Origin of the sequence: Wolbachia endosymbiont of Ctenocephalides felis wCfeT, assembly GCF_012277295.1 — a bacterium.
Classification (GTDB): Bacteria; Pseudomonadota; Alphaproteobacteria; order Rickettsiales; family Anaplasmataceae; genus Wolbachia.
In genome coordinates this window covers 616,950-640,324 of sequence record NZ_CP051156.1, presented here as the reverse complement: position 1 = coordinate 640,324, position 23,375 = coordinate 616,950, and the positions used below count along the sequence as shown (strand labels likewise).

At 35.1% G+C, this 23,375-nt stretch carries 20 protein-coding genes, 1 tRNA gene and 2 pseudogenes; 16 read left to right on the top strand and 7 right to left on the bottom strand.

Annotated elements, in window-relative coordinates; translation table 11 throughout:
* Nucleotides 1-3: 3 nt before the first annotated feature.
* From HF197_RS03095 to HF197_RS07545, 3 genes are all read left to right on the top strand, one after another.
* Nucleotides 4-756 (top strand): hypothetical protein, encoded by a 753-nt coding sequence (locus HF197_RS03095; protein WP_168464233.1) that lies wholly within the window; start codon nucleotides 4-6, stop codon nucleotides 754-756.
* A 332-nt stretch (nucleotides 757-1,088) separates the two neighbouring features.
* Nucleotides 1,089-2,273: an IS66 family transposase gene (gene tnpC / locus HF197_RS03090; protein ID WP_256359341.1), complete on the top strand. Its 1,185-nt coding sequence runs from the start codon at nucleotides 1,089-1,091 to the stop codon at nucleotides 2,271-2,273.
* Nucleotides 2,200-2,430: an IS66 family transposase gene (locus HF197_RS07545; protein ID WP_369800019.1), complete on the top strand. Its 231-nt coding sequence runs from the start codon at nucleotides 2,200-2,202 to the stop codon at nucleotides 2,428-2,430. Before tnpC (HF197_RS03090) ends, HF197_RS07545 begins: the two co-directional genes overlap by 74 nt.
* Here the strand turns inward: HF197_RS07545 and typA are convergent.
* Nucleotides 2,417-4,267 carry a translational GTPase TypA gene (gene typA / locus HF197_RS03085; protein WP_168464232.1) on the bottom strand — a complete coding sequence of 617 codons (1,851 nt, stop codon included), beginning with the start codon at nucleotides 4,265-4,267 and terminating at the stop codon, nucleotides 2,417-2,419. The genes HF197_RS07545 and typA overlap by 14 nt on opposite strands.
* A gap of 281 nt (nucleotides 4,268-4,548) precedes the next feature.
* Entirely contained in the window at nucleotides 4,549-6,075 is a 1,527-nt protein-coding gene (locus HF197_RS03080) for a proton-conducting transporter transmembrane domain-containing protein (RefSeq protein ID WP_369800018.1), read from the bottom strand.
* Between the two features lie 98 nt (nucleotides 6,076-6,173).
* Here HF197_RS03080 and HF197_RS03075 point away from each other — a divergent pair, with 98 nt between their 5' ends.
* The 4 genes and pseudogenes from HF197_RS03075 to tnpC (HF197_RS03060) form a co-directional block, all read left to right on the top strand.
* Nucleotides 6,174-7,496 carry a DNA recombination protein RmuC gene (locus HF197_RS03075; RefSeq protein ID WP_168464231.1) on the top strand — a complete coding sequence of 441 codons (1,323 nt, stop codon included), beginning with the start codon at nucleotides 6,174-6,176 and terminating at the stop codon, nucleotides 7,494-7,496.
* Between the two features lie 85 nt (nucleotides 7,497-7,581).
* The gene (locus HF197_RS03070; RefSeq protein ID WP_168464230.1) at nucleotides 7,582-7,923 is read left to right on the top strand and encodes a hypothetical protein; all 342 of its coding nucleotides are present in this window, start codon (nucleotides 7,582-7,584) and stop codon (nucleotides 7,921-7,923) included.
* Entirely contained in the window at nucleotides 7,916-8,575 is a 660-nt protein-coding gene (locus tag HF197_RS03065; RefSeq protein WP_168464229.1) for a hypothetical protein, read from the top strand. The genes HF197_RS03070 and HF197_RS03065 overlap by 8 nt, the downstream gene beginning before the upstream one ends.
* 222 nt (nucleotides 8,576-8,797) lie before the next feature.
* Nucleotides 8,798-10,065, top strand: a pseudogene (gene tnpC / locus HF197_RS03060) (IS66 family transposase); the annotation flags it as partial.
* A 5-nt stretch (nucleotides 10,066-10,070) separates the two neighbouring features.
* Here the strand turns inward: tnpC (HF197_RS03060) and tnpC (HF197_RS03055) are convergent.
* Nucleotides 10,071-11,431 (bottom strand): annotated as a pseudogene (gene tnpC, locus HF197_RS03055) (IS66 family transposase).
* 40 nt (nucleotides 11,432-11,471) lie between these two features.
* On the opposite strand from tnpC (HF197_RS03055), the gene HF197_RS03050 reads away from it, so the two are divergent.
* Complete coding sequence (locus HF197_RS03050; protein ID WP_168464228.1) at nucleotides 11,472-11,627, top strand: hypothetical protein; 156 nt, start codon at nucleotides 11,472-11,474, stop codon at nucleotides 11,625-11,627.
* Here HF197_RS03050 and dxr read toward each other — a convergent pair.
* On the bottom strand, nucleotides 11,624-12,805 hold the full coding sequence (gene dxr, locus HF197_RS03045) for a 1-deoxy-D-xylulose-5-phosphate reductoisomerase (protein ID WP_168464227.1): 1,182 nt from the start codon (nucleotides 12,803-12,805) through the stop codon (nucleotides 11,624-11,626). The genes HF197_RS03050 and dxr overlap by 4 nt on opposite strands.
* A 47-nt stretch (nucleotides 12,806-12,852) precedes the next feature.
* Between dxr and HF197_RS03040 the strand changes: the two genes are divergently transcribed.
* The 3 genes from HF197_RS03040 to HF197_RS03030 all read left to right on the top strand — a co-directional run bounded on the left by HF197_RS03040 (nucleotide 12,853) and on the right by HF197_RS03030 (nucleotide 14,575).
* Nucleotides 12,853-13,200: a hypothetical protein gene (locus HF197_RS03040; RefSeq protein WP_168464226.1), complete on the top strand. Its 348-nt coding sequence runs from the start codon at nucleotides 12,853-12,855 to the stop codon at nucleotides 13,198-13,200.
* A 66-nt stretch (nucleotides 13,201-13,266) separates the two neighbouring features.
* Nucleotides 13,267-13,974 (top strand): hypothetical protein, encoded by a 708-nt coding sequence (locus tag HF197_RS03035; protein WP_246168587.1) that lies wholly within the window; start codon nucleotides 13,267-13,269, stop codon nucleotides 13,972-13,974.
* Between the two features lie 97 nt (nucleotides 13,975-14,071).
* Nucleotides 14,072-14,575: a hypothetical protein gene (locus tag HF197_RS03030; RefSeq protein ID WP_168464225.1), complete on the top strand. Its 504-nt coding sequence runs from the start codon at nucleotides 14,072-14,074 to the stop codon at nucleotides 14,573-14,575.
* Between the two features lie 92 nt (nucleotides 14,576-14,667).
* Here the strand turns inward: HF197_RS03030 and gshB are convergent, their stop codons facing one another.
* Both gshB and HF197_RS03020 read right to left on the bottom strand, forming a co-directional pair.
* On the bottom strand, nucleotides 14,668-15,585 hold the full coding sequence (gene gshB, locus HF197_RS03025; RefSeq protein WP_168464224.1) for a glutathione synthase: 918 nt from the start codon (nucleotides 15,583-15,585) through the stop codon (nucleotides 14,668-14,670).
* A gap of 14 nt (nucleotides 15,586-15,599) precedes the next feature.
* On the bottom strand, nucleotides 15,600-16,196 hold the full coding sequence (locus HF197_RS03020; protein WP_168464223.1) for a BON domain-containing protein: 597 nt from the start codon (nucleotides 16,194-16,196) through the stop codon (nucleotides 15,600-15,602).
* A 124-nt stretch (nucleotides 16,197-16,320) separates the two neighbouring features.
* On the opposite strand from HF197_RS03020, the gene HF197_RS03015 reads away from it, so the two are divergent.
* The 5 genes from HF197_RS03015 to lon all read left to right on the top strand — a co-directional run bounded on the left by HF197_RS03015 (nucleotide 16,321) and on the right by lon (nucleotide 22,280).
* Nucleotides 16,321-16,402: transfer RNA gene (locus HF197_RS03015), tRNA-Leu, on the top strand.
* Between the two features lie 152 nt (nucleotides 16,403-16,554).
* Nucleotides 16,555-17,898, top strand: coding sequence for a trigger factor (gene tig / locus HF197_RS03010; protein ID WP_168464222.1), 1,344 nt, complete (start codon nucleotides 16,555-16,557; stop codon nucleotides 17,896-17,898).
* A 12-nt stretch (nucleotides 17,899-17,910) separates the two neighbouring features.
* On the top strand, nucleotides 17,911-18,531 hold the full coding sequence (gene clpP, locus HF197_RS03005) for an ATP-dependent Clp endopeptidase proteolytic subunit ClpP (protein WP_168464221.1): 621 nt from the start codon (nucleotides 17,911-17,913) through the stop codon (nucleotides 18,529-18,531).
* Nucleotides 18,531-19,808, top strand: coding sequence for an ATP-dependent Clp protease ATP-binding subunit ClpX (gene clpX, locus HF197_RS03000; RefSeq protein WP_168464220.1), 1,278 nt, complete (start codon nucleotides 18,531-18,533; stop codon nucleotides 19,806-19,808). The genes clpP and clpX overlap by 1 nt, the downstream gene beginning before the upstream one ends.
* A 15-nt stretch (nucleotides 19,809-19,823) precedes the next feature.
* On the top strand, nucleotides 19,824-22,280 hold the full coding sequence (gene lon / locus HF197_RS02995; protein ID WP_168464219.1) for an endopeptidase La: 2,457 nt from the start codon (nucleotides 19,824-19,826) through the stop codon (nucleotides 22,278-22,280).
* Here lon and HF197_RS02990 read toward each other — a convergent pair.
* Entirely contained in the window at nucleotides 22,270-23,301 is a 1,032-nt protein-coding gene (locus HF197_RS02990; RefSeq protein WP_168464218.1) for an NAD(P)/FAD-dependent oxidoreductase, read from the bottom strand. The genes lon and HF197_RS02990 overlap by 11 nt on opposite strands.
* Between the last annotated feature and the right edge of the window lie 74 nt (nucleotides 23,302-23,375).

Below are 23,375 nucleotides of genomic sequence, written 5' to 3'. Positions count from 1 at the left end.
ATAGTGATGAGAGTATATAAGAGAGATGCATCTGTCATAAGGAATGCGTTAAGTTTTTGGAAAGCAGAAAATTTAGTCACTGCAAAGCAGGCTGATAAATTAAGCAATAGTTTAGAAGTTATAGGTTTTGACTGGAGAAAACTTAGTATATTTATTATCTTATCTTCAATACTTTTCTTTGTTATTGCATCGGCTGCATTTATAGATGAGCTCGCAAGATACTTTGAAAATGATAAGATAGTAGTATGTTTTGCAGTAGCAGCTTTAGACATTTTATTTTATGTCCTTGGAACGTGTGGCAAATCAAAATGGCCAGAGAAATTTTACAGCAATGAAGGCTTACTCTTTCTAGGAGTTTTATTCACTCCCTGTGCTATTCTTATGTTTTTTATTGTGTCGCAAGAAAACGAGATTAAATTCGATATTACAGGTAGTCGTTTAATTAATGTAATATTAATTTCGTTTGTAATATATTCAGTATTAGGCACATTGCTGAAATCAAAGTTAATTTGGTGTTTTTCATTGATTGCATTTGGGCAATGGCTTAGTCTTCTTGGTGAAAACGATTATTATTTGGGGTTAAGCATCCAATTCAGACTTTTACTTTATGGAAGTGCATTGATTGCTTTATCAAGGCTGCTAAAATCGCGTACAGATTTACATAGAATGATCTTAGTAATAGGATTACTGCACCTTTTCACCTATTTTCACTGCCGCAACTTTAAAGGCAATTTATTATGGCATAAAGCAAAATGACTCTTTGATATGTAATTTTGGTGTCACTTTTTTTATAATTAACTTATACACTAGGTATTTTGAATATTTTTGGAGCAGTATTCACAATTCTGTCTTTTTCACAATCCTAGGCATAAGTTTATGGATTATCGCTGTAAAAGCTAATAAGATCTTTAATATCAATTCAGTTTATAATGAAAAATCCAAACCGGTTAAACGTCGTTCTACACATTAAAAGGTAGAGTTGCCTGAAATGTATCCTTCAGCCGGGCGGTAAAATAAAGAGTAGACAAGGAATGCTAAAAAGGTAAACTAGAGTGGCTGTGAGGTAATATGGTTGATCTTTTAGAATTTTGCAAAAGTTTAAGCAGACTATAGAAAAGTTAGAAACAAAAATAGAAGAGCTTAAAGCAGAAAATAAAGCGCTAAGGATCGAAAACGCTGAGTTAAAAGAAAGGCTTGGCTTAAATTCAAAAAATTCATCTATACCAAGCTCCAAAGAATTATATAAGATGAGGGAAAATAAGCCAAAAAGTGACAGGAAAGTAGGAGCACAGGTTGGACATAAAGGCAGTTACCGCCCTAAAATGGAGGCAGATGAGATGGTAAAAATAGAACTGCCCAATACGTGTGAGTGCGGAGGAGAAATTGCGGTATCAAAAGATCCGTATACTCATCAAAAGGTCGATTTGCCGGAAATCAAGCCGTATGTAGTTGAATATCAACTAGAGCATGGACGTTGCAAAAGATGTGGAAAAAGAAAAAGTAGCAAGCTACAAGAAGGAGTAACTGCGGACACATTTGGTCCAAGAGTTAAGTCAGTAATTACAGCATTAAGTGGATTTTACAAGAATTCGAAAAAAGAAGTGGCAAATATTATAAAGGACATTTTCAACCTGGATATCAGCGTCGGTAGTGTATCAAATAGCGAGGCTAGAGTGGCAGAAAAATGCCAAGAAGCATATGAGCAAATTGAGGAAGAGGTAAGCAAGAGCAAAATTTTACATATCGATGAAACTAGCCATTACAACAAAGGTAAACAGGGCTGGTGCTGGATGTTTGCGAGCAAAATAGGAAGTGTGATCAAATTGACAGAGTCAAGAGGGATGAAAGTCCTGGAAAATAGTAAATTTGGAAAGAATAACAACCTAGTAGTGACCGACAGATATGCAGCTTACAACTACTTTTCCAGCAAGAAAAGGCAGGTCTGTTGGGCACATTTAGCAAGAGATTTTGAAAGGTTGTCTCATAGTTGGAATAGCGAAGTGAAAGTTTTGGGGTATTATTTAAGGAATGTTGCTACTGAATTATTTGCATTGAAAAAAGCTCTGTTAAAGGATGAAATAGACAACATTAAGGTTCATAAGAAGAGCAAGAAAATTACGCAAGCGAACGAGATATTACTTAAAGAATATATCAAATTTACCCGAGGCAATTGGAGCGTCTCGAGTAGCAAAAAATATCATGAAATCGGATCTGATGATGTGGAAATTTTTGGACGATCCAGAAAATATTCCACTGACAAACAACTATGCTGAGCAACAGATTCGGCATTACGTTGTTTACCGAAAAGTTTCATATTTTACACAATCGAAACGGGGAAATATGTTTCTTGAGAGGATAATTTCATTGTACTTGACTTGGAGGCAAAAGAAGTTAAATCCTTTTCAAAACCTACTGGCTATTGCTTCTTAAGCCATACACCTGAATGGATACTTGCTCTTCCAGCTCGTTTGCGCTCATTGGGATCGAGAAACCTCTTACGTAGGCGTATAGATTTTGGGGTTACCTCTACTAATTCGTCATCATCTATATAAGCTATCATTTCTTCCAATGTCATTATTTTCGGCGGAGTGAGTTTGATAGCTTCGTCGCTACCTGACGCCCTTACATTTGTTAATTGTTTACCTTTTAGCACATTTATTTCCAAGTCATTATCACGGCTATGCTGACCAACAACCATACCGCAATATACTTTGTCCTGTGGTTTAATAAACATTATTCCCCTGTCTTGCAGATTGAAAATTGCGTAGGCAACTGCTTCACCCTTATCTGTAGAAATTAACACACCATTTCTTCTGCCTGAAATTGGACCCTTATGTGGAGCATAGCTATGGAATAAATGGTTGATTATTCCTGTACCACGGGAATAGGTTAAAAACTCTCCCTGATAACCGATCAATCCTCTTGATGGTACTAAAAATGTTAGCCTTGTCCTCCCACTACCAGATGGCCTCATGTCAATTACTTCACCTTTACGAAAGCTGAGTTTCTCCATGATAATTCCACTATATTCATCATCTACATCGATCACCACTTCTTCTATAGGCTCAAGTTTTTTTCCATCTTCTTCTTTAAATAGCACGCGAGGACGCGAAACGGAAAGTTCGAAGCCTTCTCTTCTCATGTTTTCAATTAACACTCCTAGCTGCAACTCACCGCGTCCACCAACTTCAAATGCTTCACCGCTTGGCGTTGGAGTTACAGTAATTGCAACATTAGTCTCCGCTTCAGCATATAAACGATCCTTAATAACGGTTGAGGTTAATTTCGTTCCTTCTTGTCCAGCAAAAGGTGAATCATTAACACTGATAGTGATCGCCATTGTTGGCGGATCAACAGGAGTAGAGCTTATGGCAATTGTCACCTCTGGTGCAGCTATGGTATCTGAAACAGAAGCTTCCTCAAGCCCTGCAATTGCAATAATATCACCGGCTACTGCCTGCTCAACTGGAATGCGTTTTAACCTGGAAAATGAGAGTAATTTTGTTAATCTTCCTCGTTCGATCACCTTACCTTCCAGATCAAGTACCTTAAGATCCGAATTAACTCTTGCAACGCCTTGATAAACTTTTCCTGTTAATATCCTGCCGAGAAACTTATCAGATTCAAGTAAAGTAACCAGCATAGCAAAAGGTGAATTTTGATCATAAACTGCAGGCTTTATATAATCAATAACTGTTGAAAATAATGGACTGAGATCTTTCCTTTCATCTGTTAGTTCCTTTGCACACCAGCCGTTTCTGCCTGATGCATAGAGCACTGGAAACTCCAACTGCTCATTAGTCGCATCTAAGTTAAAAAATAATTCATATATTTCATTTAATACTTCATCAATCCTGCTATCTGGTCGATCGACTTTATTAATTATTACGATTGGCTTCAAATTTGCTTTTAGCGCTTTTGACAATACAAATTTAGTTTGTGGCATTGGACCTTCTGCAGCATCAACAAGCAATAACACTCCATCTGCCATGCATAATACCCTCTCTACTTCTCCTCCAAAATCTGCATGTCCTGGCGTGTCAATAATATTAATTTTTTCATCTTCCCACATGATTGATGTGCATTTTGCAAGTATTGTTATTCCACGTTCGCGCTCTTGATCTCCGCTATCCATTACACGTTCTTGAACTTCTTGATTTTCACGAAATGTTCCACTTTGCTTCAACATATTATCGAGTAAAGTAGTTTTACCATGGTCAACATGTGCAATGATTGCAATATTACGAATTGATTTAAATTCTGTCATTTCCTATCATCTTAAGGTTAATAATATAATATACTTAAACCAAGGTTTTATACAAACATTATATTTCTAAACTATTTTCTGTATAAGACTTCTTTCAGATTATCTGTATAATTTCGTTGACTGCACATTACTTATTATTATGTAAATAATTTATAGAATTGCAAACCCTCTCTAGCGCTTCTGGAGACAGAATAGTAGGAGATGAATGACGATGTTGCTCTTTTACTTTTTCCTCATTATTTACTGAAAAAATATGATCTAAAGAAAAGACAATTAATTCTCTAAAGTACTACTTTATAACTGAAGAAAATTACCAAAGTACATACAGCGGTAACAATCGGTGGCAAGATAAGAAAAACAGGTGTTTTTTTGATAAAGCAGTTTTTAGAGGATTTTGAAAAGAAAACATTGTAAATTATCGGCAAAAAGTACATAGCATTAAGTATAGTACTCACAATTAAAACCAAAGTAACAAACACAAAAAGTACTATATCACTAGAGTTGAAAACAGCTTGAAGAATGAGAAATTTACTCCAAAAAGTTGGAGCAGGTGGCACTCCTATCATAGAAAATGCACATATGGTAAATGCTATCATGGTAATTGGCATGCTTCGCCCTATACCGTGGATTCTATCTATGTATTTTTCACCTGTTTTTGTTATTATGCTACCTGCAATAAAAAATAAAGTGATTTTTGCAAAGGCGTGGCAAACTAACTGAAAAACTGCAACCTTTGCACTCAATTCACTAAAAATTGAAACAAATAATATGACATATGACAATTGAGAAACGGTAGAATAAGCAAGTAATTTTTTTAATTCTTTCTGCTTTAGTGCAATAAGCGATGCAATAATGATAGTAAACCCTGCAGCGTAAGGTAACCATCCTCCAGCAAGCCAGTTTTGCTGCACAAAATGTTGCATATTATCGACGCCAAAAGTATACAGCACAACTTTTATTATTATAAAAACCCCAGACTTCACAACAGCAACAGCGTGTAATAACGCACTCACAGGAGTTGGCGCCACCATTGCTTTTGGCAGCCAAAAATGCATTGGCATTAGCACAGCTTTTCCTACTCCATAAATTAACATAGCAAAACACACTGTAACAAAAGTAGTAAGTGAAGTATCAAATTTAAATATTCCACCACTTACAAAATCCAAAGTATGAAACTTATGATATAATAGTCCTATTGCAGGAAAAAATATTACCAAAGAGGAAAAAAATAGCACACCAAAGTAGTAACGTCCTGCAATCACTGACTCATCAGAAATTGGTTGCGAAGGAAGTCTATTTATTGCATTATAAGTAACTAGTGGATAAGTGCTGATGGTCAGCAGCTCGTAAAAAATAAATGTAGTCAGTAAATCTCCAGAAAATGCAATAAATACAGCACAGCTAATAGATATTGAAAGAAAACATAAAAATTTTGAGTAATTGCTATTAGGATAATTATTTTTCATATAGCATATTGCATATATGCTAGTTAATATCCATAGAAATGATATTAACAAACTAAAAATTACTCCTATCGATTCCAACTTTAAGCTAATATGCAGGTTGTTACCAAAATCCATTAAAATAAATCTGGAATTATCACCAGATGCCCAATACAAGGTGCACAAGCATACGTATATGAACAGTAACACAGAAGAGGCAATAGTCACACCATTACTTACGCCAGGCCATTTATCAGTAAAGAAAATTATAATTGCACTTAAAAGTGGAATCATTGCAGTTATCACAAGATAATTTTCAGTTAGAAAAAGCGGTAAGGAAAGAGGTGCTAATATGTAATCTATCATCCATTTAAGTTAAATTATCTTTCTACTTGTGTAAACACGATTTTTGTAACCTTTATAAAAATCGTGTAGTATTGTAGGTAGCGTTTTTTTGTATTCTGATGTTTTCCAGTTCTATACTTCTTATCCTTTCTTTATTATTTCTCTATATAGTTACAAAGAAGAATGGAAAATTACGCGAGAACCTTGAAGGTAATTTATGTAAGTTAACAGATGAGCTACAGGAAGCAAAGCAAGCTTTGCTCAGTAAAAGTGAAGAAATAGTAGACTTAAGAATCAAAAATGCGGAGCTTGAAATAACTTTACAAAAAGAACGTGAGGAGAAGAAAAAAGAGATAGAATTACTAGAAAAAGCAGAGACAAGATTGACAAACGCTTTCAAAGCACTTTCTCTTGATGCTTTACAGACAAACAATAATAACTTTCTAAATTTAGCAAAAGAAGTAATTGATGGTAAATTAAAAGAAACTGAGAGCGATTTCAAGAAAAGACAAGCAACAATCAACGAAATTGTCACTCCAATAAAAGAGAAATTGGAAAAGTTTGATAGCGAGATACGTGAACTGGAAAAAGAAAGAGTGGGAGCTTATGAAGGTCTAAAAGAGCAAATTGGTGCGCTGATGGGTCAAACTTCAAACCTTGCTAACGCTCTGAAGAAACCTCACATTAGAGGAAAATGGGGTGAAATGCAGCTAAAAAGGGTGGTCGAAATGGCTGGAATGATTGAACACTGTGATTTTTTTACTCAACCATCAGTAATTGACAAAAATGAAGATAATTTATTACGCCCTGATTTGATAATCAAAATGCCATCTGGTAAACAGATAATAATAGATGCCAAAGTACCACTTGATTCTTATCTTGAAGCTGTGTCACAAAATGACTTGCAAATACAAAAGGAAAAATTAAAAGATCATTCACTAGCAATAAAAAAACATATAAATGATTTAGGAAAAAAAGAGTATTGGAATCAATTTGAAAACACACCGGAGCTTGTGGTACTTTTTCTGACCGGAGAAGGAGTTTTTAGTGCAGCTCTTGAACATGAACCTGCCTTAATAGAGATAGGAGTGGAAAAAAAGATAATCATTGCCACACCGATTACTTTAATTGCTTTGCTAAGGGCAATAGCGTATGGGTGGAAACAAGAGGTCATCGCTGAAAGCGCGAAAAAAATTAGTGAACTGGGACATATTCTATACGAACGTGTCTGCACCATGGGTGAAAACTTTGATAATTTACGCAAAAGCCTGAAAAGTGCTGTGGAAAATTATAACAAAACTGCTGGCTCTCTTGAGGCAAGAGTCTTTCCTGCTGCTCGAGAATTTAACAAACTTGGCATCCATACAAAAAATAAAGAACTTACCACTGCCAAAGAGTTAGAGTCTTTACCACGTAATTTGCACTCTGAGGAATTTAAGTAATTTAATATTATAGTCTACCAATAATATTAAATTATTAACTATTCTATGCTAAAGTAAATATTTTATAATCTAAAGAAGGTAAATCATGACACAGCCTGAAAGTTGTACAAATAGCCATTGGATTGCAAACTCCGAATGTCGTAAGGAGATTGCATGTAATGTATTTACAGGTAGTGAATGTGATGAGGTACGAAGAAAATGTGAGAAAATATTAGTAAATCAACTTAAGGAGAATTGTCAAAATGAGCTTAGAGAAATTGAGGAAAGATGTGAAAAGGAAATTAGACAAAAATTTAAAGAGGGTAGGCAAAGAATGGATGAGGTTTGGAAAGAAGCAATAGAAGATATCAAGTGGTTATGTAAATTAGCTCCAAAAAATTGCGAAGTAGTGAAAGATGAAGCTTATAAAAACTTAGAAAATGTATAATAATGAAGTGGTAAGTGAATTGATGGAATGTAAGCATGGAAAGGACTATATTACACTAGAAGGAGATAAATTTTATACTAAAAAGGTATTGAATATATGGTATCCTGAGCTAAGTAGTGACATTATTGACAAAATTCAAAATGGAACTTATCTTACCAGACAATTTGGTCTAAATGTTAATCATTGTGACAACGGTAGTAGAAATGTTGTAGATGCTGTAACTTGGTGGTCAGGATATTTTAATAAGAATTGTATAGGTATGTCATCCGACTATTATAAGGGTTTCAAACATTTAGAAATATGGAATGATCACTTTAATGGTATTGTTGATATTCCATTTTTTCGTGATGACTCTTGTATACGATTTACAAAAATAGGAAGGGGTGATACTGATGTCAATAAGTGTAAACCAGTTGCGACAATTTCTCAGAGAAAGCCGTTGGTAATTGTTAATACAGCAGACGGTAAGCTTGTTACAAGAGATGATACTGTGGCTGATATTACGTATTCTGAGTACACGAAGTTTTCTGATGAAAATGGTCGAATATTAGATTGCACAGACAAAGGTAAAAATTGTCAGACTTGTCAGAGCGCAATGTGGGATTTTCAAGGAGAAGTTCCTATTTATGCAGGTGGTTGCTTGTTGTCTTGATTTGGAATGTTATCAGGGTAATAGACATTAACTTATTTAGGGGATAAACTATGACGCAGGAGATTAAGGTTAACAGCAGCAAATGTGAGAAAATTATAATGCGCATAGTACTGCAGAAAATATAATCTGATACTTTACTTGTAGTATCCATTCAGCCGGGCGGTAAAATAAAGAGTAGACAAGGAATGCTAAAAAGGTAAACTAGAGTGGCTGTGAGGTAATATGGTTGATCTTTTAGAATTTTGCGAAAGTTTAAGCAGACTATAGAAAAGTTAGAAACAAAAATAGAAGAGCTTAAAGCAGAAAATAAAGCGCTAAGGATCGAAAACGCTGAGTTAAAAGAAAGGCTTGGCTTAAATTCAAAAAATTCATCTATACCAAGCTCCAAAGAATTATATAAGATGAGGGAAAATAAGCCAAAAAGTGACAGGAAAGTAGGAGCACAGGTTGGACATAAAGGCAGTTACCGCCCTAAAATGGAGGCAGATGAGATGGTAAAAATAGAACTGCCCAATACGTGTGAGTGCGGAGGAGAAATTGCGGTATCAAAAGATCCGTATACTCATCAAAAGGTCGATTTGCCGGAAATCAAGCCGTATGTAGTTGAATATCAACTAGAGCATGGACGTTGCAAAAGATGTGGAAAAAGAAAAAGTAGCAAGCTACAAGAAGGAGTAACTGCGGACACATTTGGTCCAAGAGTTAAGTCAGTAATTGCAGCATTAAGTGGATTTTACAAGAATTCGAAAAAAGAAGTGGCAAATATTATAAAGGACATTTTCAACCTGGATATCAGCGTCGGTAGTGTATCAAATAGCGAGGCTAGAGTGGCAGAAAAATGCCAAGAAGCATATGAGCAAATTGAGGAAGAGGTAAGCAAGAGCAAAATTTTACATATCGATGAAACTAGCCATTACAACAAAGGTAAACAGGGCTGGTGCTGGATGTTTGCGAGCAAAATAGGAAGTGTGATCAAATTGACAGAGTCAAGAGGGATGAAAGTCCTGGAAAATAGTAAATTTGGAAAGAATAACAACCTAGTAGTGACCGACAGATATGCAGCTTACAACTACTTTTCCAGCAAGAAAAGGCAGGTCTGTTGGGCACATTTAGCAAGAGATTTTGAAAGGTTGTCTCATAGTTGGAATAGCGAAGTGAAAGTTTTGGGGTATTATTTAAGGAATGTTGCTACTGAATTATTTGCATTGAAAAAAGCTCTGTTAAAGGATGAAATAGACACATTAAGGTTCATAAGAAGAGCAAGAAAATTACGCAAGCGAACGAGATATTACTTAAAGAATATATCAAATTTACCCGAGGCAATTGGAGCGTCTCGAGTAGCAAAAAATATCATGAAATCGGATCTGATGATGTGGAAATTTTTGGACGATCCAGAAAATATTCCACTGACAAACAACTATGCTGAGCAACAGATTCGGCATTACGTTGTTTACCGAAAAGTTTCATATTTTACGTATCCATTCAGAGGTATGGCTTAAGAAGCAATAGCCAGTAGGTTTTGAAAAGGATTTAACTTCTTTTGCCTCCAAGTCAAGTACAATGAAATTATCCTCTCAAGAAACATATTTCCCCGTTTCGATTGTGTAAAATATGAAACTTTTCGGTAAACAACGTAATGCCGAATCTGTTGCTCAGCATAGTTGTTTGTCAGTGGAATATTTTCTGGATCGTCCAAAAATTTCCACATCATCAGATCCGATTTCATGATATTTTTTGCTACTCGAGACGCTCCAATTGCCTCGGGTAAATTTGATATATTCTTTAAGTAATATCTCGTTCGCTTGCGTAATTTTCTTGCTCTTCTTATGAACCTTAATGTGTCTATTTCATCCTTTAACAGAGCTTTTTTCAATGCAAATAATTCAGTAGCAACATTCCTTAAATAATACCCCAAAACTTTCACTTCGCTATTCCAACTATGAGACAACCTTTCAAAATCTCTTGCTAAATGTGCCCAACAGACCTGCCTTTTCTTGCTGGAAAAGTAGTTGTAAGCTGCATATCTGTCGGTCACTACTAGGTTGTTATTCTTTCCAAATTTACTATTTTCCAGGACTTTCATCCCTCTTGACTCTGTCAATTTGATCACACTTCCTATTTTGCTCGCAAACATCCAGCACCAGCCCTGTTTACCTTTGTTGTAATGGCTAGTTTCATCGATATGTAAAATTTTGCTCTTGCTTACCTCTTCCTCAATTTGCTCATATGCTTCTTGGCATTTTTCTGCCACTCTAGCCTCGCTATTTGATACACTACCGACGCTGATATCCAGGTTGAAAATGTCCTTTATAATATTTGCCACTTCTTTTTTCGAATTCTTGTAAAATCCACTTAATGCTGCAATTACTGACTTAACTCTTGGACCAAATGTGTCCGCAGTTACTCCTTCTTGTAGCTTGCTACTTTTTCTTTTTCCACATCTTTTGCAACGTCCATGCTCTAGTTGATATTCAACTACATACGGCTTGATTTCCGGCAAATCGACCTTTTGATGAGTATACGGATCTTTTGATACCGCAATTTCTCCTCCGCACTCACACGTATTGGGCAGTTCTATTTTTACCATCTCATCTGCCTCCATTTTAGGGCGGTAACTGCCTTTATGTCCAACCTGTGCTCCTACTTTCCTGTCACTTTTTGGCTTATTTTCCCTCATCTTATATAATTCTTTGGAGCTTGGTATAGATGAATTTTTTGAATTTAAGCCAAGCCTTTCTTTTAACTCAGCGTTTTCGATCCTTAGCGCTTTATTTTCTGCTTTAAGCTCTTCTATTTTTGTTTCTAACTTTTCTATAGTCTGCTTAAACTTTCGCAAAATTCTAAAAGATCAACCATATTACCTCACAGCCACTCTAGTTTACCTTTTTAGCATTCCTTGTCTACTCTTTATTTTACCGCCCGGCTGAATGGATACTATTTTACACAATCGAAACGGGGAAATATGTTTCTTGAGAGGATAATTTCATTGTACTTGACTTGGAGGCAAAAGAAGTTAAATCTTTTTCAAAACCTACTGGCTATTGCTTCTTAAGCCATACACCTGAATGGATACGCAATAGACTTCTCTACATTTAAATTAGCACCAGCAATTGCACGGCTTTCACGGTCAATGTTGATTATATCAGACAATGAATCAACACCAACATAATCATCAAAACTCTCTAATGTTGATCTTACTACTTCTACTATCTCCATAAAGCCTATTTGTGACTTTAAAAATGCATTTACAGCCACTTCATTTGCAGCATTGAACACTATGCTATTTGTGTGAGCATTAGAAGAATTTAATACTTCCATACCAAGATTTAGAGCAGGAAAACGCTTATGATCCGGCGCCTGAAAGGTTAAATTTTTCTGCTTTGTTAAATCCAATTTATAATCTAAGACTGATCTTTCTGGCAAAAATAGAGCATATGAAATTGGAATTGTCATATCATGCTCTGCAAGTACAGCAATATTGAAACCATCTCTATACACGACAATACCATGTATTATTGACTCAGGATGCACTATTGCTTCAATCTCATTTGGAGCAATAGTGAATAAATTGTGTGCTTCTATTATTTCTAGTGCTTTGTTCATCATTGTTGCACTGTCAATTGAAATTTTCCTTCCCATATTCCAAGTTGGATGACTCAGCGCCTGATTTACCGTAACATTCCTTAACTGCTCATAACCGTAATTCAAAAATGGTCCACCAGAAGCAGTAAGTATGATTTTCTCTACGCATTTATTATCATTCTGCAGCACCTGGAAAATTGCATTGTGCTCAGAATCAATGGGGATTATTTTTATATCTTTCTTTTTGGCTCTTTCAAGCAGTAATCTTCCACCACAAACAATACTTTCCTTATTTGCTAATGCAATCACTTTAGTGCCGCTTTCTATCACTCGCATTACTGGTTCAAGACCAGCAATTCCAACTATCGCAATCACTGAAAGATCAACAGGCATAGCAGCAACACTTGCTATATCAACTTCTATTTTAATATTAGTACCAAATAGACTTTCCTTAAGAGATTTGTAGAATTTTTTATCGGAAATAGCGACATATTTAGCATTCAATAGTTTTGCTTGATGCGCTAGAAGAGCAAAATTTGAATTAGCACTTAACGCTTCAACTTGGTATTCTTCTCTATTACTAAAAAGTAAATCTACAGTGCTTTTTCCTATGCTACCTGTAGATCCCAAAACTGAAACTGTCTTCACTATGGTAAATTCAAAATAAATCTTTATTATACTAAAGTATTGCTTTATTGCCAAAAAGAGATATTTATAAAATTTTATGGATTTTCCACGCTCTTTTTCGCATAATTACTACCCACGAATTACTTTTAACAATGATTTTTTTAACTTTTGTTCTTTTAATCGTAGGTATGTGCCTTCTCATTTCAGGAACAGATCCAATTCGCCGCTGTTGTCCACCACCGGCAGAGCCAGAAGCTAACAATGAAGGAAGCATGCTTCGCACGTTTGGTACATTACGAGAAGACAGAAGAAATAGATATCAAACAACGCCAAAAATTATAGCACAAACGGAAATGGAGGACGTGACCGTAGAAATTACCATGCCATTACAACCTAGCCAAAATGAAAAGTGTTGACTTTCTACTCAATATTGATTTTAAATCACTAAAGTATGGCAAATAAAGGACGTGCTAAGCAATTTAATGTCTGCTGGACTTCTTATAAGAAATTTAAATGTATTAACTGCTAAGTGTTGTAATATCTGTTCTAATTTTATTCTCCTGTCGCTTGTATATTACTTTATATTTTCCCCATTATCTGCACAATCTCAGGTAGAAAATAATATCGAAGAGGAGTTTATTCCCACACCAAAGAGAAAAAAAGATATAGCAAAACAACAAATTGTAAGGCAGATAATTGAAGTACAAGAAGAATTTAACCCTGAACCAAGCAGGAAAAAGGATTTAAAGCCCATTTATGATGATCAAGTCTCAGAAGAAAATAGTGCACTTGAAGAGCGCAATAAATCCCAAGTGGAAAAAGAAACACAACTTGAAAAGAAAACCAATGAAAATATTACTGTAAAGCCCATAGCAAAACAAAATACGAAAAAAGTTATAACAGAAATTATTGATTCCATAAGAAATCAGCTAGCAAAGTGTTGGAGCATTTCTGAAAATATGGCCCATACAGAGAACTTTAATATAAAAATCAATTTGTTATTATCTAATAAAGGAGAGGTAGTAATGGCAGATGTGGCAGAAAACTACACCTATCATAATAATCCACTTTTTAGATCAATAGCAGACACTGCAATGCGTGCAGTGTATAAATGTAGCCCATTCAATAATTTACCAATAGAGCATTACCATATTTGGCGTGAAATAACGTTAGATTTTATTTTAAAGTAGAAACTTCTGATTTTGCTCCGATAAAATTCACCCCAATTAATAATAACTTAACAAATTCCAATTAAAAACAGGTTTGATAGTTAATTATGAGGCAGAGATGACAGCAAAAATCAAATTAAAGAAACTTACTGGTATTACGGTAAACGGTAAAAAAGCAGTCACAATTGTTTCTAATACAGCAGAAGAAACATTGCTTGACGAAGGAATCCGTAACTTGGCTAATGATCAAGAAATTGTTATTGTAGGTCAAGACTATAAAGGCACTTTTACAATTACTGATAGTGGCACCGGTAAAGGAAGTTTAAAATTACATTTAGAAAGGCCAGAAAATTGCTTTACAATTACGGGTATCAAAATAAACAAAAGTGGTGCTAATGCACTTACAAACAACGGTAAAGATGCAACTATAGCATTAAAAGCACTTGGTAGTGATAAGATAACAATAATAGAGAAAGATAATAGCTGGTTTACAACAGGGCTTACATTAAATGGCATAGTGCCAGTAAATGACCCTCAAGGAATTAGTTCCAGTTTAAAGTTTGGTGAATGGAACGATTACGACTTACCTGACAAGTGCTACGTTGACATAAGTTTCTCATAAAATACTGCTTTTACGGTGTGAGGCCTGAGGGGTATAATAAAGATCTAAGTAGTAGCTGCTTAGATCTTTTTTTCACATATGAAATTTTTAAATTAACTTAACTGTACTTTTGCTTCAAACGCATCCCAAAGATCTATTTCCAGTGACTTTTTATATAATTTATTGACGTAAACCACCCCTGTGGGAGAGGTTGTGTTAATTTCAAGTAAAAAACCGTCCATGATATCAATGCCAACAAATGTAAGTCCTCGCTTCTCTAGCTCTGGACCTATTTTGCTACATATTTCATTATCTCTATCGTCCATTTCAATGGGCTCAAAACTTGCCCCAAGCCGCACATTTGTTCTAATTTCCCCACTTACTTGTGGAACTCTCTTCATTGCTCCTATTGGGCTTCCATCAAGCAATAGTATTCTTTTATCTTTATCTATATTTTTACAGAACGCTTGCGCAATAATTGGGCATTCGTATTTTGCCACCATAAGCTCCACTACTACTTGAATGCTACTTTTATCTTGTATTCTTATTACATCATTACCGCCATAACTATATAATGGTTTCAGTATTATATCTTTATAATCGCGATGAAAATCCCTAATCATCGATATATTCTCGGTGATTAAAGTTGGTGGAATGAGTTCTGGAAACAGAGAAGTTATTAACTTCTCTGGGCAGTTTCTTATTTCTGTTGGATTATTTATTACTAATGCACCAGTTTTTTCTAAGATATAAGTTGTTGTAATGTAACGCATATCAAATGGTGGGTCTTGTCTTATAAAGATAATATCTACTTCATTTAGATTGATTGTTACACTCTCCTTTGCGGTAAAACTACAATCATCAATACTTATCCTATGAGCCATGGCAATTGGTTTATTGAGCTTGAGTGCCAAATCATTAGGAGTATAAATGAAAATCTCATGCCCTCTTCTTTGTGCTTCTTTTATAAGCAAAAATGTGGTATCGGTTTCAAAATTGATATTTGCATCCATTTGAAAAGCAACTTTCATTTTACACCTATCTTTTAATGACGTAGTTTACTGTGCCTGTATCTCACATAACTCACAACTTGTTTTACCCCTTTTACTTTTCTTGCAATGGCTATCACGGCTTTTAACTCTGCCTTATCTTGAGCTATACCCATCAAATAAACAACTCCATCAATTGTATTAACACTATAATTAATCGATTTTATATTTCTTTTGCTCAGTAATCTTGTTTTTATCTCCGCTGTTATCAAACCATCTACAGTGGTATCGAGTATGGAAGACATATGAATTGGAGTCACTCTTATCTCATTTATCACTTCCTTAACTTCCTTTTGTCCCCAAGCTACCTTTTCTGCTGTAAGTTGTTTTTCTGGAGTGTCAACATTTCCAATTAGTAATACCCTACCTTCACTTACTTTAGCCTTTATAGACGAAAACAATCCATGCTTTAAAAGCCCTTTATTAATTTTTATGACCATGGCAGTGTCATCGATGATATTGCCTAAGGATTTATCCTGCATTGTAATTGCCGTTGCAGTTGCTGTGGCCACTAAACCACCTATTAAAAGGGTTGTACAACCACTTTGCGTAATTAAAAAAAGTGCAAGTAGGAGGCTTGTTATTAATCTCATTATTAACTTTTGGAGTTTTGAGCTTTCATAAAGAAATATTAATAGGCTTTTCTGATTGTGTAAATACCAGGAATCAAATCCGAGCTTGAATATTTCAAATGTTATACCTATATAAAGTACTCTTGCGGATATGGCGAAATTGGTAGACGTGCCAGGTTTAGGTCCTGGTGAGCTTGCTCGTGGGGGTTCAAGTCCCTCTATCCGCACTTTAAAGCTCGTGTTTTAAGGGAAAATTTATAATCAATGAATACAATTGATGTTTATAGGAAAAACCTTTCTTAAAGATTGTATTTTACTTAAAATTCTGTTAAAATAACTTTATAAAAATAAAAATTAAAATATTAATAAGTGGATTACAATGTCTAATAACACACCTCAAAGCACAGTTGAAGTAGATGCACCAAATAGCGTATATACTTACAAAGAGCTTAATATAGATAAACTAAAGCATGAATATGAAGTCACAGTTAGTATTGACTACATAAAGCAAAAGATGGACTCCCGTTTGCAGGAAATAGCAGAAAATGTAAAATTACCTGGATTCAGAGCAGGTAAGACGCCTTATGATCTTGTGGTTAAAAACTACAGAGGTGAAGCTTTGGAGTATGTAATAAATAATGTAATTGATTATTGCTCAGAAGATTTAATGAAGAAAATCAAAGTTGAATCCCATATTTATCCTAAAGTTGAAGTTGTAACATTGCCAGACTTGGACAAAACTAACGAAGAAAGCGGCTTTGTGTATAAACTATCTTTTGAATCAATGCCAGAAGTGCCAGTAATAGATCTTGAGAAAATAAACTTAAAGAAATTGGAAGCAAAAATTGAAGATGAAGATATAAAGGAATTTATTGATTCTATTAAAACAAAATTTCCTAATTTTGCCTCTGTTGAAGATGCTTCTTATCAGGCAAAAAATGGAGACAAGTTAATAATTGATTTTGAAGGGCGAATGAGGAATAAGCTCTTTCAGGGCGGAAGTGACAAAGGTGCCTCAGTAATTTTAGGATCTGGTAAATTTATTGATGGCTTTGAAAGTCAATTAATAGGCACAAAAAAGGGAGAAACAAAGAGCCTTAAAGTAACTTTTCCTGAAAATTACCAAGCTATTTCCCTTGCAGGACAGGAGGCTGATTTTTCTGTTAAAGTACATGATATTCAAGTTACCAAAGATTTAGACAATGATGAAGAAATGGCTAAGGGTATGGGGTTTGAAAATTACTCCGACTTAGCAGCCCATACAAAAGAGGTGGTTAGTAATCAATGCACAGAAATGGTAGAGCTTTTAATGAAAAAGGAGCTATTTGATCTTTTACATGCTAGCTACAACTTTGATTTGCCTGAAGACTTAGTCAAGCAGGAACAGCAGAGAGTAGAAAGAGAATCCAGTACTCATGATGACTCATATAAAGAAGCCGAAAAACGTGTAAAGCTTGCTATGTTATTTATGAAGTTTAGCACAGAGAATAAAATATCATTAACTCAAAATGATATTTTAAATGTTATGGCAAATCAATATGTTAGTAGAGATATGCCGTTTGAGGAAGTATTAAAATACTTTAAATCAGATAGGCGATTTCAAGAGCTAGTTAGAGGGCAAGCACTTGAGTACAAAGTTACAGACTATATAATAGAGAAAGTGAGTAAAGAAGAGCAGACTATTTCTGTAAAAGAATTAAAAGAATTATTTGATAATATTTAATAGGAGAAAGACATGACTCTTATACCAATTGTAGTTGAACAAACTAGCCGCGGTGAACGTGCTTATGATATATATTCAAGGCTAGTAAAAGAGAGAATAATTTTTGTTACCGGCCCTATTGAAGATAACATGGCCAGCGTAATAGTAGCACAGCTTTTATTTTTAGAATCGGAAAATCCTGACAAGGATATTTCTATGTACATTAATTCACCAGGGGGTGTAGTTACTGCTGGCTTATCAATCTACGATACAATGCAGTACATCAAACCAGATGTTTCAACTTTGTGTATAGGTCAAGCCGCATCAATGGGCTCGTTGTTACTGACAGCTGGTGCAAAAGGCAAGCGTTTCTCGCTACCTCATTCAAGAATCATGATACATCAGCCATCTGGCGGTTACCAGGGCCAAGCAACTGATATTGAAATACATGCTAAGGAAATTTTACGAGTTAAGGAAAAATTAAATGAGATTTATGAAACACATACTGGAAATTCACTAAAAGAAATTAAAAGAATGATGGAAAGAGATAATTTCATGAGTCCTGAAGAAGCACAAAAAATTGGCTTGATTGACAGAGTGATAGCCGAACGTACAGATATTAAAGTTGAAGATATAAAAGAAAAGGTGGGGTAATGGAAAATAATAGTGATTTACACTACTGCTCTTTTTGTAATAAAGGGCAGGATGAAGTTGAGAAATTGATTACTAACTCTTCGGAAAGTATAAGAGTATTTATTTGCAATGAGTGCATAGAGTTATCTCATAAGGCAATAAATCATGAAAAGAACAGGCCTTTTAGACCAGATCCAGTATCTGATCTAAAAATATTGCTTAAAAAACCTGAAGACATAAGAAATTTCCTTGGCAAGCACGTTGTAGGTCAGGAACACGCGCAACACGTTCTTTCTGTTGCTATGTATAATCACTGCCAATCTATGGCACAATTTAATACAATAAGCGATATAGAAATTGAAAAATCAAACATAATGCTTATTGGTCCTACTGGCTCTGGTAAAACTTTGTTGGCAAAAACTCTTGCTAAAGTTTCAGATGTGCCGTTTGCTATGGCTGATGCAACAACCCTAACCGAAGCTGGTTATGTGGGTGATGACGTGGAAAGTGTATTATCTCGTTTATTACAAGCTGCAAATTACGATATTGCAAAAGCACAGCGTGGTATAGTGTTTATAGATGAAATAGATAAGATAACTAGAAAATCTGAAAGCACTTCAATTACTCGTGACGTTTCAGGTGAAGGAGTTCAGCAAGCTCTGCTTAAGATCATGGAAGGTACAATTGCGTATGTCCCACCACAAGGGGGGCGAAAGCATCCACAGCAAGAGTTCATACAAGTTGATACTAGCAATATATTGTTCATTTGTGGAGGAGCTTTTGAAGGGATAGAAAAGGTTATTGAAGCAAGAAAAAAGGGAACATCTGTTGGCTTTGGAGCAGATATAAGTCAGTCTAAAGAGCAGAAAAAGAAAAATTCTTTACGCGATGTTCAACCTGAAGATTTAATCAAGTTTGGTTTAATACCTGAGTTTGTAGGACGGGTTCCAATCATTGCCGTTTTAGATGAACTAGATCATGAAGATTTAGTACATGTATTAACAGAACCAAGAAATGCTTTAATAAAGCAATACAAAGCGTTACTCGCATTTAGTAAAGTAAATCTAGAACTTGAAGACGACGCAATCTCAGCTATTGCCGAAAAAGCTCTAAGCTACAAAACCGGAGCAAGGATGTTACGTGCTATTTTAGAATCGCTTTTACTTGATGTTATGTATACAGCTGGAAACGGAGGTTTTGAAGGAAGTACAATATTAGTTACTAAGGAAATGGTAGAGTCAGGTAAAGTAATTCTTGATAATAATAACAAAAATAATATTAAAACAGTTAACAACTAACTTGAGGCATATGTTATGAACATTGAAAATGTTGTAAGTTCTGATCTTGTTACATTACCAGTACTGCCTTTAAGGGATTTGGTAATCTTCCCAAAGATAAAGGTACCTTTATTTATTGGTAGAGAAAAGTCAATCAACGCACTGGAGTATGCAATAAGCAATAATCAACAGAAAGAGATTCTTCTTATTGCACAGCAAGATGGCTCTATTGACAACCCAGAGCCAGAAGATCTTTATGAAATTGGTGTAGTAGCAAATGTCATACAACCATTAATAAAGTTACCTGACAATGCAGTAAAAATTGTAGTTGAAGGGATAAGTAGAGGAAAAGTTTTACAATACATTAGTTCTCATACTTTATTACAAGCTAAAGTAGAATTAGAGAATAATTATCAATATGAAGAAGACAATGTTGAGTTAGAAGCTTTAAAACGCTCTGTTATAGACGCATTTGATAGTTGGTGTAAATTAAGTAAAAAAAATCAACCTGAAATTGTTATCAATCCTATTGATCAAGGCAAAGAAATTAACGAACTTGTAGATACAATAGCTTCTCATTTAAATATAAAAATATCAGATAAACAAAGCATACTTGAGGTTTATGATCTTAAAGATCGATTAAAAAAAGTTTTTGCTTTTATTGAAAGAGAAATAAGCATTTTAAATGCACAAAATCGTTTATATAAAACAATTAAATCTCAAGTTGAAAGCACTCAGAAAGTTTATTATCTAAACGAGCAACTGAAAGCCATACAGAAAGAGCTAGGTGAATACGAAAGTGGTGACGACGGCAATGTAGCCAATGAATTTGAGAAAAGAATAAATGAGACAAAACTTTCTCAGGAAGCAAAAGAGAAAGCTATGACTGACTTAAAAAGATACAAAAAGATGAACCCCATTTCGCCTGAAGCAACAGTAATATCTAGCTACTTGTATTGGTTGCTTGACTTACCGTGGGGGAAATACAAAGATGCAAAAATTAACCTAAATGCTGCAAAAAAGATTCTAGATGAAAATCATTATGGCATAGAGAAAGTAAAAGATAGGATAATAGAATTTTTAGCAGTATTAAAAAGAGTAAAAGAAATCAAAGGCCCTATACTTTGCTTGGTTGGACCTCCTGGTGTTGGTAAAACTTCTCTAGCCAAATCAATAGCAAAAGCAGTAGGAAGAGATTTTGTCCGTATATCTCTTGGTGGTGTACGTGATGAATCAGAAATACGTGGGCATAGAAAGACCTATATTGGTTCAATGCCAGGTAAAATAATTCAGCACATGAAAAAAGCTAACTCATGTAATCCACTCTTCTTACTCGATGAGATAGATAAAATGGGCTCTGACTCGCGAGGGGACCCTGCATCTGCACTACTTGAAGTTTTAGACACTGAACACAACAAGCATTTTACTGACCATTACTTAGAAGTTGAATTTGATCTTTCAGCAGTGATGTTTGTAGCTACAGCCAATAGTTTAAATCTTCCTCATCCTTTGCGTGATCGTATGGAGATTATCCAGTTATCTGGTTATACTGAAGATGAAAAAATTAGCATTGCCACGCACCATCTCATCCCAAAGTTAAAAAAGGAGCATGGTTTGCATCAGAAAGAATGGGCAATCACTGATGAAGCGCTATATAAACTGATACGTTTATATACACGTGAAAGTGGTGTGCGTAGTATGGAAAGGGAGCTTGCAAAGCTCATGAGAAAAGCAGTAAAAGAGATATTAACAGATAAGAGCAAAAGCATATCTGTGGGCATTGATAATTTAAAAGATTACCTTGGGGTACGTAAATATACTTTTGGTATTGCGGAAAATGAGAGTTTAGTTGGAGTGGTAACTGGTCTTGCCTATACGGAAACAGGCGGCGATATTTTAATGATAGAGTCAGTGCTAATTCCAGGTAAGGGGGAAATAAAATACACAGGAAAGCTTGGAGAGGTAATGCAAGAGTCTATCAAGGCTGCATATAGTTACATTCGCTCGAACTGTTTATCCTTTGGCATTAAGCCCGAGAAGTTTCAAAGTAACGATATACATTTGCATGTGCCAGAAGGTGCTGTACCAAAAGATGGTCCTTCTGCAGGTAGCGCAGTATGCACATCTATAGTTTCTCTTATGACAAACATACCAGTTAACAAAAGTGTTGCTATGACAGGTGAAGTTACACTGCGCGGAAGAGTTTTAGCTATTGGGGGACTGAGGGAAAAATTACTTGCAGCTCTCAGAGGATCAATAAAAACTGTTATTATACCAAGTGAAAATGAGAAAGATATGCAAGAAATTCCAGTAAATATTAAAGAAGGACTCAACGTGGTCTTTGTTAAAAACATTGATGAGGTTATAAAAGTTGCTTTAGTTCATCCTACTGTTCCAGTGAAAAATGATAGTAAAAGCCACAGTAAAAGCACCTCTCCTATAAAAAGTAAAAAAGGTAATAATTTTCCTGAATTGGAAACACCTAAACATTAAGTTTATCACTACTTTTATTGCTTTGCTGAATTCCTTTTGTAGTTGAATATTGAAAATTAACTGGGGAGTTATGGATTCTCTTATATACATCGTAACAAGCCATAGCACTTTCAGCAAAACCATTCAGTATCAACTTCAACTTACCTGGATAAGTAGCGATATCTCCTATTGCATATATTCCGTCTCTGTTAGTTTTAAGCGTTGCTGGATCAACAACTATGCGGCTATGTTCCAATTTTATATCCCAGTTATTTATTGGACCAAGGTTCATTGACAATCCAAAAAATGGCAATAGAAAATCAGCAGGTATTTTCTTTTCTTCTTGTGTGGTAATATTTTTCACCACTAATGCACTCAACTGTCCATTATTACCAACCAGCTCATATAATTGATATGGCACCACAAGTTCTATTTTTCCTTCTTCTACCAATGATTCCAGCTTATTTTTAGTTTCAGGAGCACAACGAAATTCCTTTCTTCTGTGTATCATATAAATTTTTTTCACAATTTTAGAAAGCTCTACTGTCCAATCGGCTGCAGAGTCACCACCCCCTGCGATCGCTATGATTTTATCCTGAAATTTAGAAATTTTACTGATACTATAAAACACAGTTTTATTTTCGTATTCTAGTATGCTATCCAAAGGTGGACGATTAGGTTCGAACATTCCATTACCTGCAGCAATGATAATAGCTTTACATTTTATCTCTGTCTTTTTATTAGTTACTACAGTGAAGCTTTGATCGTTGTTATTTACAATCCTTTCTACTTTCTGATTTAAGTGGTAGGTAGGCTCAAATGGTGAGGCTTGTGCTATCAATTTCTCTATCAACCCTTGTGCAGTAATCACTGGATAACCTGGTATATCGTATATTGGTTTTTCTGGGTAAAGAGCAGTACATTGCCCACCCTCTTGATCTAAAATATCTATTATATGACATTTCATATCCAGCATACCCGCTTGAAAAGCAGTGAATATTCCAACAGGACCTGCACCTATTATTACTATATCAGTTTCCATATTCGCACGATAATTTAATTAGATATTAATTTACTTTGCTAATTAGGTCAATTTACGAAAGAGTCTAACGAAGA

Coding starts and splice junctions, on each gene's coding strand:
- HF197_RS07545 (WP_369800019.1), top strand. CDS start 2,200: ATGAAATCGGATCTGATGATGTGGAAATTTTTGGACGATCCAGAAAAT.
- typA (WP_168464232.1), bottom strand. CDS start 4,267: ATGACAGAATTTAAATCAATTCGTAATATTGCAATCATTGCACATGTT.
- HF197_RS03080 (WP_369800018.1), bottom strand. CDS start 6,075: ATGATAGATTACATATTAGCACCTCTTTCCTTACCGCTTTTTCTAACT.
- HF197_RS03075 (WP_168464231.1), top strand. CDS start 6,174: ATGTTTTCCAGTTCTATACTTCTTATCCTTTCTTTATTATTTCTCTAT.
- HF197_RS03070 (WP_168464230.1), top strand. CDS start 7,582: ATGACACAGCCTGAAAGTTGTACAAATAGCCATTGGATTGCAAACTCC.
- HF197_RS03065 (WP_168464229.1), top strand. CDS start 7,916: ATGTATAATAATGAAGTGGTAAGTGAATTGATGGAATGTAAGCATGGA.
- HF197_RS03035 (WP_246168587.1), top strand. CDS start 13,267: ATGTCTGCTGGACTTCTTATAAGAAATTTAAATGTATTAACTGCTAAG.
- HF197_RS03030 (WP_168464225.1), top strand. CDS start 14,072: ATGACAGCAAAAATCAAATTAAAGAAACTTACTGGTATTACGGTAAAC.
- gshB (WP_168464224.1), bottom strand. CDS start 15,585: ATGAAAGTTGCTTTTCAAATGGATGCAAATATCAATTTTGAAACCGAT.
- HF197_RS03020 (WP_168464223.1), bottom strand. CDS start 16,196: ATGAGATTAATAACAAGCCTCCTACTTGCACTTTTTTTAATTACGCAA.
- tig (WP_168464222.1), top strand. CDS start 16,555: ATGTCTAATAACACACCTCAAAGCACAGTTGAAGTAGATGCACCAAAT.
- clpP (WP_168464221.1), top strand. CDS start 17,911: ATGACTCTTATACCAATTGTAGTTGAACAAACTAGCCGCGGTGAACGT.
- clpX (WP_168464220.1), top strand. CDS start 18,531: ATGGAAAATAATAGTGATTTACACTACTGCTCTTTTTGTAATAAAGGG.
- lon (WP_168464219.1), top strand. CDS start 19,824: ATGAACATTGAAAATGTTGTAAGTTCTGATCTTGTTACATTACCAGTA.
- HF197_RS02990 (WP_168464218.1), bottom strand. CDS start 23,301: ATGGAAACTGATATAGTAATAATAGGTGCAGGTCCTGTTGGAATATTC.